13 protein-coding genes are annotated in these 11,341 nt (G+C 51.8%); 3 read left to right on the top strand and 10 right to left on the bottom strand.

Annotation, left to right across the window (positions count from 1 at the left end; translation table 11 throughout):
- From M7F93_RS09585 to M7F93_RS09575, 4 genes are all read right to left on the bottom strand, one after another.
- The coding region (locus tag M7F93_RS09585; RefSeq protein ID WP_298172547.1) for a proton-conducting transporter transmembrane domain-containing protein at positions 1 to 1,011 on the bottom strand (1,011 nt) is incomplete at its 3' end.
- A gap of 335 nt (positions 1,012 to 1,346) precedes the next feature.
- Entirely contained in the window at positions 1,347 to 1,751 is a 405-nt protein-coding gene (locus tag M7F93_RS11980) for a transposase (RefSeq protein ID WP_366144758.1), read from the bottom strand.
- On the bottom strand, positions 1,727 to 2,227 hold the full coding sequence (locus tag M7F93_RS09580) for an IS110 family transposase (protein ID WP_298172544.1): 501 nt from the start codon (positions 2,225 to 2,227) through the stop codon (positions 1,727 to 1,729). Before M7F93_RS09580 ends, M7F93_RS11980 begins: the two co-directional genes overlap by 25 nt.
- A gap of 295 nt (positions 2,228 to 2,522) precedes the next feature.
- Positions 2,523 to 3,521, bottom strand: a complete 999-nt coding sequence (locus M7F93_RS09575) for a LysR family transcriptional regulator (protein WP_298172541.1) — start codon at positions 3,519 to 3,521, stop codon at positions 2,523 to 2,525.
- 261 nt (positions 3,522 to 3,782) lie between these two features.
- Between M7F93_RS09575 and dinB the strand changes: the two genes are divergently transcribed.
- From dinB to M7F93_RS09560, 3 genes are all read left to right on the top strand, one after another.
- Complete coding sequence (dinB, locus tag M7F93_RS09570) at positions 3,783 to 4,919, top strand: DNA polymerase IV (protein WP_298172538.1); 1,137 nt, start codon at positions 3,783 to 3,785, stop codon at positions 4,917 to 4,919.
- A 116-nt stretch (positions 4,920 to 5,035) separates the two neighbouring features.
- Complete coding sequence (locus M7F93_RS09565; protein ID WP_298172535.1) at positions 5,036 to 5,275, top strand: antitoxin; 240 nt, start codon at positions 5,036 to 5,038, stop codon at positions 5,273 to 5,275.
- Positions 5,272 to 5,682, top strand: a complete 411-nt coding sequence (locus M7F93_RS09560) for a type II toxin-antitoxin system VapC family toxin (protein ID WP_298172532.1) — start codon at positions 5,272 to 5,274, stop codon at positions 5,680 to 5,682. The genes M7F93_RS09565 and M7F93_RS09560 overlap by 4 nt, the downstream gene beginning before the upstream one ends.
- A 709-nt stretch (positions 5,683 to 6,391) precedes the next feature.
- Here M7F93_RS09560 and M7F93_RS09555 read toward each other — a convergent pair.
- The 6 genes from M7F93_RS09555 to M7F93_RS09530 all read right to left on the bottom strand — a co-directional run.
- Complete coding sequence (locus M7F93_RS09555; RefSeq protein ID WP_298172529.1) at positions 6,392 to 6,850, bottom strand: hypothetical protein; 459 nt, start codon at positions 6,848 to 6,850, stop codon at positions 6,392 to 6,394.
- A gap of 11 nt (positions 6,851 to 6,861) precedes the next feature.
- Entirely contained in the window at positions 6,862 to 7,296 is a 435-nt protein-coding gene (locus tag M7F93_RS09550) for a hypothetical protein (protein ID WP_298172526.1), read from the bottom strand.
- 141 nt (positions 7,297 to 7,437) lie between these two features.
- The gene (locus M7F93_RS09545; RefSeq protein WP_298172523.1) at positions 7,438 to 7,776 is read right to left on the bottom strand and encodes a CFI-box-CTERM domain-containing protein; all 339 of its coding nucleotides are present in this window, start codon (positions 7,774 to 7,776) and stop codon (positions 7,438 to 7,440) included.
- Between the two features lie 25 nt (positions 7,777 to 7,801).
- Complete coding sequence (locus M7F93_RS09540) at positions 7,802 to 8,356, bottom strand: restriction endonuclease (protein WP_298172520.1); 555 nt, start codon at positions 8,354 to 8,356, stop codon at positions 7,802 to 7,804.
- A 298-nt stretch (positions 8,357 to 8,654) separates the two neighbouring features.
- Positions 8,655 to 11,084 (bottom strand): TOTE conflict system archaeo-eukaryotic primase domain-containing protein, encoded by a 2,430-nt coding sequence (locus M7F93_RS09535; RefSeq protein WP_298172517.1) that lies wholly within the window; start codon positions 11,082 to 11,084, stop codon positions 8,655 to 8,657.
- 9 nt (positions 11,085 to 11,093) lie between these two features.
- The coding region (locus M7F93_RS09530) for a DUF6880 family protein (RefSeq protein ID WP_366144756.1) at positions 11,094 to 11,341 on the bottom strand (248 nt) is incomplete at its 5' end.

Genomic DNA, 11,341 nt, shown 5'->3' with positions numbered 1-11,341 from the left:
CAAGGGGAAAAGCCCAAGTCCCAACTCCAGTGACATAAAGCCCAGCTGGGCGGTGGTCGACCACGCCAACATGGATTTAACAGCCGTTTGTGTGGTCATAACCAACGAGGCGATAACGACGGTTGCCAGGCCAACCAGTCCCAAGAAAAGCAGCGCATCCGGGACTCGCACCAAAAGGGAGCTGGTGCGCAGGGCAATAATTGCGCCACTGTAAACGACCCCTGCGTGCATCAGGGCCGAGACAGGCGTGGGTGCTTCCATGACTTGTATCAACCAGCCCTGGAAAGGAAAGTGGGCACTTTTCAAAATGACCGCACCAACAATCAACCACGCGGCCAGCTGCAAGGCTAAGGGCATATTCCCAGCTTGCTCAGCGAAGTGCCGAATCGCGCTGAACTGAAGATTTCCGACCCGTTGACCGATCAGTACGGTGGCCGCCACCAAAAAAAGGTCCGCCGTACGACTAAAGATAGACTTCTTGTGGGCCGCCATAATGGCTTTGGGCCGTTCGCTATAGAACTTGAGGAGCTTGTGTAGGCTAAAGCCTGTGGCAATAATCCCGAGCGTGAATAACCCAATGTTCCCCGAAACCACCACCAATAGGAAAAAGCCCCCGGTGAAAGCCAACAGGCGAAAAAAACGGGCCTGATGGGGATCACCATCCAGATATTCCACACTGTATTGGGCAATCATGAGAATGACAAAGGAAACCAGTGTGGCCAATACTAAGGTCAATCCGTTGACTGCAATGGATAAAGGAAGATCAAAAGATAAACCTGGAAGGGGTAACCGGGCGATCTCAAGACCGCCTTTTGCGCCTAGGAAAAAGCTAATATCGCCAGCCAAAGCCGCCAATAGCGCCCATATCGCTGCCCAGCGAACACGATAACGGGTACCCAAGGCTGAATGGCGGGTCGCCCGTACGGTGGGCAACGCCGCAACTAGGAGCCCTGTCGGCATCAACGCCAAAAATATGCCCGTAAGCCACGGTATAGAGATTATGGTATTCATTGCTGCCTCCTCAGATGAAAGAACCGTGGAGGACTTTAACGTCGCATAAGTATTTATTCAAATTGCATTTATCAATAATATATATTTATTATTATAAATTCTATGCTTGCAGCATATCGGACTTTCGATTTTGCAAAAACACAACACATTGATTGCTAAGCATATTTGCAAATTTTAAGAAAATAGCCGGTGCAATAGAATCAGTGGGTTACGCGAATAATCCGACAGATACCGTCTTGACAGGCTCTATGCAAGCACTATTTCAGAACTGAACGGCCGACCAGATTTCAGTACTCCATAAACGATATGCAGCAGTTTACGCGTGGCGGCAACAATCACCTGCATTTGGCACTTTCCACGAGCGAGCAATCGTTCACAAAAGACCGCAACGACGGGGTTGAAGCGTTTTGCACAAACGGCGGGCATATAAAGGGCCTAGCGTAGCTGGGAATTGCCCGTCTTGGCGATGGAAGCCTTCCCACATTCCATTGCCCAGACTGTCGGATTCTGGGATTCAGTCCAGCATAAGCAACCATCTGTTTCGGTGACTCGAATCGTTCAAAAGGGCTGAGAAAGGCTAGCAGCGTGGCAATAGTAGCCTCACCGATGCCAGGGATGCTTAGAAGCAGTTCCTTTTTCGAATGAAGGTCTGGATGATCGTCAATGTGCTCCTGAATTTGCCGGCGAATGGTCTCTATCTCCTGACAGACAACCGTCAGAATTTTACGTATGGAAGGCACTGCGGGAAGCTCCGCATTCTCCAAGCGGTTGTTTTCATGATCTGCAACGTTAGCAAATCATCAAGCCGTTGAACAAGCGCCTGAAGTATTTCAACTTCATCAGCAGGTGGTATCCATTGAGCAGGATTATGGGTTTTGCAATATCGGGCAATGAGACGCGCATCGGCCTTATCCGTCTTGGCCCGGGTCAGTTCAGTTTTGCCAAAGGCATGGATCTGGGCAGGATTGACCACACTCACCCAGAGCTTGTGATAGGCGAGGAATCGGGCCAGGTCACGGCCGTAAGCCCCCGTTGTTTCCATGCAAAGATGGGCTTCCAGCGCGTCATGCTCGCTCAGCCAGTCATATAACAGATCAAACCCTTGTGGGGTATTGGGGAAGACTTTACTGCGATACTTACCGTCTGCATTCAGCAAGGCCACATCGAATTTCCGCTTGGCGAGATCAATACCGACATGAAGAATAGTGTGCGTCATAATAGCCTCAAATCATAAGAAATGATGTCGATCTCAAGGGGCAATGCCGGTTCAACCTTATCTGTACAGGCTCATGCGCTAAACAGGCCTCGGATACCGTCCGAACTGGTGGCAAAGGTGAGGCAAGTGATTAATCTGTCGTACAGGATCAGGTCCTTAGGCTGCTAAGAATCTATCTTGCCTCGCTCCGGGGATCAACCGAAGGGGGTACCAACCTGTACGGCTGGTTCCAAGACATAAGGCTGCTAGACCGTGCTTGGCGCTACCTGGGAGAAAGGGGGCTTGTGTGATGGTATCAGAGGTACTTGGGCAAGTCCGGCCATAACTTCACGAGTCGATCTGTAATGAATAGCTCTTGCGTTACAGAGAACTCTACAAACTTTTGTGCGGTTATCGACAATGTTCTGCCGCGAGGATAGACTAAATACCATTTTCTCAGAATTGGAAAATTCTCTACTTCAAGTATTTCTATCGGTCCTTTGGTTCCCTCTAGTGCAAGTGAATGAATAGAAAGAATGGATATCCCCAAAACACTGGCCACTGCGTGTTTAATTGCCTCGTTGCTACTCAGCTCCATGGCTATATTCGGTTTTAGGCCTTTTTCAGCAAAAAGGCGTAAATAAGCATTGCGAGTCCCGGATCCAGGCTCTCGAATAAGAAAGGGAGTTTCGGCAACAACGTGAAGTGGCACGGGTCGTTCCATCATCGTAAGAGGGTGGCCACGGGGTACCATGACTGTGAGTGGATTCCAAGCAAAAGGAGTAGCCTCCACATCTACTTCATCTGTAGGTACTTGACCCATAACGTAGAGATCATCTTCAGTGTTCTTGATGCGTTGAATGATATCGTCTCGATTGCTGACCTTCATACTGAACTCAATACCTGGAAATTTTTTTCCAAAGGCGGCGAGTAACTCTGGAGCAATATATTTTGCCGTAGTGACGACACCAAGTCGTAGTTTCCCTCTTCGGATTCCTTTTCGATCTGCGATCTGTGTCTCAAAATTTTCAAAGATGCGGAATAGGTCACGACATGCGGCATAAAGATCCTGCCCAGCATCAGTCGGCCGTATTTCCTTCCCGGTCTGTTCAAATAATGGAAGGCCTACAGCGTCAACTAATTTCTTTATCTGGAGAGAAATGGTGGGTTGAGCTAGAAATAGTTCGTCTGCAGCTTTGGTAAAACTTTTATGACGAACAACTGACATAAATATTTGTAATTGTCGAAAAGTAATATGATTTAAAAGCGAATGAAGTGATCTTGGCAGACCTTCTCGAGATTGGCTTTTCTGCATAAAGAGATCGGTGCTCCGTTGTGAGCCATAGCAGGTATGGCTCCAGCGTATCAGACAGCTGGCTTCTGTGGAATCTTCATATGCGAATGACCACAATCAGTCTGTTACCGCCCACCACTTTTCCGCAATCTACCGCTTTCCGTTGCCCATCGGCAAGCACCTTCATCGCTCCTCGACCCCTTGCGCAATTACATACCCAAGGCATCGTCCCCTTCCTAGGCCTGTTCCTGATAGAATCTGAACAGTCCAGGAGATTGTCCATTGCCGGATACACATTCAGAGCGAGGTGCCGAACTCCGCAAGATCATCCATGTGGACATGGATGCCTTTTTCGCGGCGGTGGAGCAACGGGACCATCCCGAGCTGCGAGGTCATCCCGTTGTCGTCGGCGGCGATCCTGCCAGCCGGGGCGTCGTGGCGACCTGCAGCTATGAGGCCCGCCGCTTTGGCATTCACTCTGCCATGACGGCAGCCCGTGCCCGGTCGCTCTGTCCCCAGGCGATTTTCCTCCGCCCGCGCATGGAGGCTTACCGGGAGGCCTCCCGTCAGGTCATGGGAATTCTGCGGTGCTATACGCCTCTCGTAGAACCCCTGTCGCTGGACGAGGCGTTTCTGGACGTGACCGCGGCCACCACCGATGGGGTCCTGGCCGTCCGGATCGCCCGGGAGATCCGGGCGCGCATCGAGCGGGAAACGGGGTTGACCGCTTCGGCGGGGGTGTCCTACAACAAGTTGCTTGCCAAGCTCGCCTCCGACTGGCGCAAGCCCAACGGGCTCTTTGTGGTTCCACCCGAACACGGGCTGGCCTTCCTGGCGCCCCTCCCCGTCGGCAAGCTCCACGGCGTGGGCCCGGCCACCGTGAAAAAGCTGTCCTCGATGGGGATCCATACGGTCCTGGATCTCCGGAATGTGTCACGGGAGGCCTTGATCGCGCAGTTCGGCAAGGCCGGCCTCTGGTTTTATGAGGCCGCCAGAGGAATCGACAGACGTCCCGTTCAAACGAGCCGCCAGCGAAAATCCGTCGGCACCGAGTGCACCTTCCCGGAGAATCTGGAAGACCCGAAGGTCATGCTGGCCACCCTGCAGCAGATGGCGGGGCAGGTGTCCGCCCGTCTCCAGGCGCTGGGGCTGGCGGGGCGCACCGTGAGCATCAAGGCACGCTTCCCGAATTTCGAGACGGTCACCCGGGCGCATACCGACGCGCAGGCGATCTGGCGTACGGAAGCCATCTCTGCATTTCTGCCAGGACTATTAGCGAAGGCCATCCCTGCCGGGTTGCCTGTGCGCGCATCCGTCCGGTTGCTGGGAGTGACCGTATGCGGCCTGTCCAGCGTCGAGGTGGTTCCGCCGGACGCTGGACAGATGAACCTGCTGGAGGAGGCCGTCGACCTTCGGTGAAATGACGTTTCAGGAATAGGTGGTAAGGCAGCCCAATCGGGCACACGAATGCATCCATTGACGGATCGATGGCGTGTGGCCTATGCTAAAACCTATGCCGAAAGGGAGGTGTTAGCATGCATACGGAACGCCATGTACGTTTTTTTCGCAATGGCCGCAATCAAGCGGTTCGTATTCCCCGTGAGTTCGAGATGGACGCGCAAGAGGCCATCATGCGGCGTGAGGATGATCGCTTGATTATCGAGCCCGTAAAACGCAAAGGGCTTCTGGCCATTCTGGCGAGTCTTTCTGCCCTGGATGAGGAGTTCCCGGATACGGGTCGCGATCTTCTCCCACTGGATGACATCGAACTGTGAGTGGGACCCGTCGCTACCTGCTGGACACCAACATTCTGTCGGATTTGATCAGGCATCCACAGGGTATAGTGGCACAGAGGATTGCCGTTGTTGGCGAGGCGGCAGTGTGCACCTCCATTGTGGTGGCTTGTGAATTGCGGTTTGGCGCAGCAAAGAAAAATTCTCCCCGACTCACAGAACAGGTGAATGCCGTGATCGCCGCCATGGATGTGCTCCCCTATGACGCACCGGCCGATCAAGCTTATGCGGAAATCCGCAAACACCTTGCCGCCTGCGGCCATCCCATTGGTCCGAATGACTTGCTCATTGCCTCCCATGCACTGGCAGTCAACGCCATATTGGTGAGCGCCAATGTGGGCGAGTTTTCCCGAGTGCCCGGGCTCATAGTGCACAATTGGCTGCAGTGATCAAAAAGCCTCTACAACAAGGCCTGCATCTTGAAAACCTACTGTTCGTCGGACCGGAAATCTATATAACCTAGCAGCCTTATGGTAGGTAGTTCTAATGGGCGATTAGCAGCGTAAGCAGTCATTCGGCGGCCTGACAATCATGTTCTCGAAACTCGTAACTATGGCTGTAAACCGTTGCAGTCTTTTAAGAACGGTTTTCGAGAATTGCAACAGTTTGATTTACGTGCAACAATTACCGCCATCTGAAGACTCTCGAAAACGGTCCATTGCGAGAGTGTCGTGTTTGTCCTTGTCGATCTTTCATATGAGCTATGTCACCTACTCGATCTGACGAGTATCCCATCCTTATTTGACATGATGAATAACCAATTACTATTACCGCAGATACGATGATTTATATACTGGGGTGTAATCCACAAGTTAGAAGCGGTGGTCAAGTTTAGACAGACACGTTATTGACTCGCTATGGCGTTTGCTTTTGCGGCAGTCTCTTTAATTTTACTGCTGATATTGTCTTGATAGGCTAATACCTGAGATAGCACCTTATTAACAGAAGATTCTAGAGGCGGGATTTTTTGATAAACCGTGTAGGCATTCATGCAAGCGTTTTTAGTGGCACTATATTGTGGGCCTGTGTCTGCATTGTTCAATAGATTCACTAGCGTCAGACAGCCAGTTTTTGCATAGATATTTTTTGCCGCATTTTCTAAATTGTAAAATTTTTATCGCGGTTATTTCTATTCATATTTACAGAATCAAGGTGGTCACTCAAGGATAAAATGTAGTCGTTAAGTTGGTACACCTTATCTTGAGACTGATAAGTTTTGATTTCGCTGTAGCGCTTTTCCAATGCGTATAGTTGGTTGGACCGATTCAGCATGGCTGCATAAACCGCCTTAGCTCTATCAATATTTGTAGGTGATCTGACGTTAATAAAAACAGTTATCGTATTCTGTTCATATTTGGTAGCCTTATTTGCGTCACGTTCAATTTCGGTGAGTCTTCTAATCTGCTTTTTATCTGTTGCTGCAATGTAATTGACAACTTTTATCTTTTCTTCTTTTGCAAAGATAGCTTTTACGCCAGCTTGATAGGCTGCAATATTATTTTTTGTTAAATCGACATTGCTAATTACGTCATTATTATTTATACCGTTCAAAAACATTCCGTTGCCTTTCATCGTACCGGACAATGTAACGCTAGGTTATTCTGTGTGAAGGTTATGGTTATTTTGTTATCTTCGTCATAGCCAGTAGCATAAAAAATAGATTTGTTTGCTGTTCCGCTGGTATTGAATTGAATGATAGTGAGGCGGCCATTTATGCGCCCCCCTTTGTTTTCAGATAGTTGTAATAAAGATGCACTCCTGGCGGAGACATTAGAATATTCTCCTGATATATTCTTCTGATATATTGAATTGCATCCAGAAATCAATAATACAACAATAACAGGCAATATTGGCATCGCGTGCTTCAATAGAAATCCACGCAACAGGCTGCTAGGTATTTCTCCGGTCACAAACTTGATTGCATTCGCTGCAAGCAGTGGGGGATTAGGCCAGAAGACATTGAAAACTGTTACAGGTGTTTTTTTAGGACCTCTATTCGCCATGTTTTTCTACTCCATGCCTAATGCCGCCCGTCTGGTTCCCGTTATCGCCACGTGTCCGGCTCCTGTCCTGTTCGCCAGTCGTGTAGGTCACAGGCCATTTTGCCAATGATCGAGGTGGCTCTGTGTCTTGGTTTTTATGTTCTATAGATATTTTTTAGCAATCCAGTCGAGAGGTTTCCTAACAATGTATGCAATACGTGTGTGAATTTTTAGCCAATCTGCTATTGGTGGAGATAACCGATAATAGGTAATGATTGCCGCCCGACCGAAATAATAAGGTCGCAACCGAATGTCTCTGAAACGACGAAGTGCTTCAACCTCAGGAGCCAACGGATCACCATATACAGCGGTGGCGATAAAGCATGAACTATGACCATAACGCTTTCGTTCTCTTGCGATCCGTTGCTTCCGTGCGGTGGGTGATTCTCCGCGATGATTTAAAACTGTTACAGGTGTTTTTTTACGACCTCTTTTCGCCATGTTTTTTTATTCCTTCAGGATTTTGTCACATATCCACTAAATCTGTGTGGCTCAAAAGGCGGACACCGGTGCTTTTTGCAAGGTCTTTTGCCGCATGGGTATATCCAGTGGTTGTTACTACAATGGCTTGATTGGCCCGGTAATAACTGATAGCTGTATGGGCTTCCTGTACCGCTTTTACACCAACGCTTTTAGACCACTGCTTGCACTGAATGGCCAATTTTTGCCCGGCTTTCTCAGCGATAATGTCAGCTCCAAAGTCGCCAGTTCTTCTGGTAAGCCTAGCGTTCCAACCATTGTTGGTAAGTAGCGTTGCGCAGAACTGTTCGTATTGTTCGGGAGTCAGTTGCATTGGATTTGCAGTGCCGGCATCCAACAGGGCGGCGCGAAGCTTGGCCCTGTTCCGCATCCGCAAGTACCAGAGTAAGCACCAGACGATGATAAAAACAAATAATAGCCTAAGAATAATAGAGAAGCCATCAGCCGCTTGCTGATTGGATAGGATTTTCCCATAGATAATTATCCCTACAACAACTAAAACTAGGGGAAAGATACTATTTTTCTGCTTGCGGCGAGCCATAAACCAACCTCCAACCTGAGTTATTCTTATTGGCCCCTCTACGTACTAAGCGGATCGTTCAAAAAACGGGCTACCTGAGTCCGTGTAGTCAGGACCAGACAAGTGGTATCATTCTGTCCTATGTGGCGCGTTCAATGACAAGCGCATGCTATTGTGTTTAATGCCTTTCTGCTGACGCCCCCACATGAGACATGAAACAATGAAATTCCGCCGCTCTCACCTCGTTAAGTATGAGGCATAATCTAGCCGATTCCAATGACCGCAAACAGAGCAGTGCTGACGTTCCACTGACCACTCATCATGGTGTCGGCATGGACAAATCAGCGGTACCCTCGTCCGTTATTCGATAACCCATCGCCCGGTAACCGCGCTGACGTTTATCCCACATTCGCAATAGTGCCGGATGCCCGGTGTCTATGAAGTCGACGACGCGTACCTGGGTCTTGGTGGTATGCTCCCGGTGCAGTCGGCCGGCATATTGCTGCAACGTGCCCTTCCACGACACCGGCATTGCCAAGACCAGTGTATCCAGTGGCGGATGGTCGAATCCTTCCCCAACCAGCTTGCCGGTGGCGAGCAGCACACGAGGAGCGTCCGGTGGCAGCGCGCCAAGTTCCGCGATGACCAAAACACGCTGCTTTTTGGACATCCGGCCGTGCAGGAGGAACAAGGGCGGTACCTTGCCACCCAAAGCGGCATGGATAGCATCGAGATGCTCGTTGCGCTCGGTCAGCACCAGTATCTTGCCGTCCCGGCGGTATGCATTTTCGATCTCGGCCGCAATAGCTTCCGTTCGGGCTTGGTCATTGGCAAGGTGCCGGAACACGTTCTGAATCCCGGCTTCGGGCGGCAGGTCGATGCGCGAATGAAAAAATCGGGGTATCACCGCGAGATCATGCGGGGCGCCGATCGGTTTCGCGGCCGTATATCGAATCGGTCCGCACTGCATGAAGATGATGGGCTGCTGACCATCGCGGCGAATCGGCGTGGCGGTCAGGCCGAGCACATATTTCGCTTTGACCCGCTTCAGGATGGCGTCAAAAGACGCCGCGCCGACGTGGTGACATTCATCCACAATGACGTGACCGTAGTTCTCGACGATGGGATTGACCTCACCATGGCGTGACAGCGACTGCATGACGGCAATGTCGATCTGGCCAGTAGGCTTGGCTTTACCGCCACCAATCGTGCCAACCGCGCCCTTGCTCACGCCGAGGAACGATTGCAGTCGCTCCTGCCACTGCTTGAGCAATTCGGTGCGATGCACCAGCACCAGGGTGTTCACGCCATGCCGGGCGATCATTGCGGCCGCCACGACGGTTTTGCCGAAGGCGGTGGGCGCACACAATACGCCCGCGTCGTGATGCAACATCGCGGCGACAGCCGCCTCTTGATCAAGGCGCAGGGTTCCCGCGAAATGTACGTCGATGGGTTCACCGGGAACCCGCTCGTCACGCAGTTCGCAGCGGATGCCGTTGTCGCGTAGCAATTCCTGCGCGGCGTCGAGGCAGCCGCGCGGTAGGGCGATGTGCTGCGGATAGTTTTCTGCACATCCGATGACGCGCGGTTTGTCCCACACCGACATCCGCATCGCCTGCGCCTTGTAGAACTCTGGATTTTGGAACGCTGCAAGGCGAATCAAGCGGTTGGCCAGTGGCGGGGGCAATTGGGCTTTCTCGAAGTAGAGGAGATTGCCCAGCGTCACCGTGAAGGTCTTTGGTATCTCCCCGGATAACTTCGTTATTATTGGTGTTGAACGCTTCCATGGCCTCGCCAGGTCTTCTTCGTCAATGAAGGTGACGTCCAACGGATGGGTCCCATCCGTGGCGCGCAGGATGGTGGGCTCGATATCCTGCGGCGCCATCGGCTGGATGGAGGCCAGGAAAGCCCATTGATCAGGGTACGGACGCAGGTCGGTATCGACGAATACACTACAGCCATTCTCGCGCGGCTTTTTCTGCAGCGGCAAGGCGATCAGGTTGCCAAAACCGCCCTTGGGCATCGTGTCCTGATTGGGAAACAGTCGGTCATAGGAATTCAGCTTCAGTTGCCGGGTGCGCGCGCAGGTACGGCTGATGATGGCCGTGCCCAGACGACGGGCATCCCGTGCTGCGACCCTGCTTGCGAAAAACACCCAGACATGTGCACCCTGCCCGGAACGCGAAATCTCCAGGGCCGTCGGGACGCCGAGTGCTTCGCAAGAATGCACGAAGGCGCGAGCATCGTCCTGCCACTCGGCTTCATCGAAATCGACGGCGAGAAAGGTGCACGTGTCATCTTCCAGCAAGGAATAGACGCCGACCGTATGCTTGCCGAGCAAATGACCGTAGATGACCGAATCCGACAATGGAGACAGCCGCCGATTACCACAATCCCCGCACTTGATGCGCGGCTTGTCGCACACTCCGGGGCGCCACTCATTGGCGCAGGCCGGCGCGTATCCCGACTTACCCGTACTCTTGCTCTCCCAGCGGACGGGGTAGACATCCGTTCGCCCACGAAATAGCCGACGAAACAGCGCCACCTTTGTCTCGGCTGAAAAATGGGAGGGGTCTGACTCCGGCACGGACGGCGTTGGCTCGGGCGGTAGACGCCACGCGATGCCGTGCGATTCCAGAAGCGCGACCAAGCGGGCATTTTCCTTCCCTAACGCCGCGAGCGAATCCTGTTCGCCTATCGTACCGGCCCGAGTGTCAAAGTGAGGTTTTTGGGGCGTCGAGGATTTCATGGGCGATGCCTATGATCGGTATTTGCCGGTATAGGCCCCCCAAAACTTGTATTTTCTCTGGTGTTCCTGGTAAAGGCGTTGCTTGTAGGCCGTGTGATCATCCCAATCGCCCCAGTGAGAAACGCGCGGTGCTAAAAGGTCCAGTTTCTGTAAATAGTGGACACCATGGTGGTAGGTTTTGGGTTTGCCGCGGTGAAGGATGGATTCCACCAGAGCACGGTAAATCATGCAGGCGGCAAGGTTGCGATCTGCTGCCG

It is taken from the genome of Acidithiobacillus sp. (genome assembly GCF_027322205.1).
Classification (GTDB): Bacteria; Pseudomonadota; Gammaproteobacteria; order Acidithiobacillales; family Acidithiobacillaceae; genus Acidithiobacillus.
The sequence above is the reverse complement of the archived record's forward strand: the minus strand, read 5'-3'. Positions and strand labels throughout refer to the sequence as shown.

Bases quoted from the DNA above. Each gene is read 5' to 3' on its own strand.
- M7F93_RS09580 (WP_298172544.1), bottom strand. From the start codon at position 2,227: ATGACGCACACTATTCTTCATGTCGGTATTGATCTCGCCAAGCGGAAA.
- M7F93_RS09575 (WP_298172541.1), bottom strand. From the start codon at position 3,521: ATGCAGAAAAGCCAATCTCGAGAAGGTCTGCCAAGATCACTTCATTCG.
- M7F93_RS09565 (WP_298172535.1), top strand. From the start codon at position 5,036: ATGCATACGGAACGCCATGTACGTTTTTTTCGCAATGGCCGCAATCAA.
- M7F93_RS09555 (WP_298172529.1), bottom strand. From the start codon at position 6,850: ATGTTTTTGAACGGTATAAATAATAATGACGTAATTAGCAATGTCGAT.
- M7F93_RS09550 (WP_298172526.1), bottom strand. From the start codon at position 7,296: ATGGCGAATAGAGGTCCTAAAAAAACACCTGTAACAGTTTTCAATGTC.
- M7F93_RS09545 (WP_298172523.1), bottom strand. From the start codon at position 7,776: ATGGCGAAAAGAGGTCGTAAAAAAACACCTGTAACAGTTTTAAATCAT.
- M7F93_RS09540 (WP_298172520.1), bottom strand. From the start codon at position 8,356: ATGGCTCGCCGCAAGCAGAAAAATAGTATCTTTCCCCTAGTTTTAGTT.
- M7F93_RS09535 (WP_298172517.1), bottom strand. From the start codon at position 11,084: ATGAAATCCTCGACGCCCCAAAAACCTCACTTTGACACTCGGGCCGGT.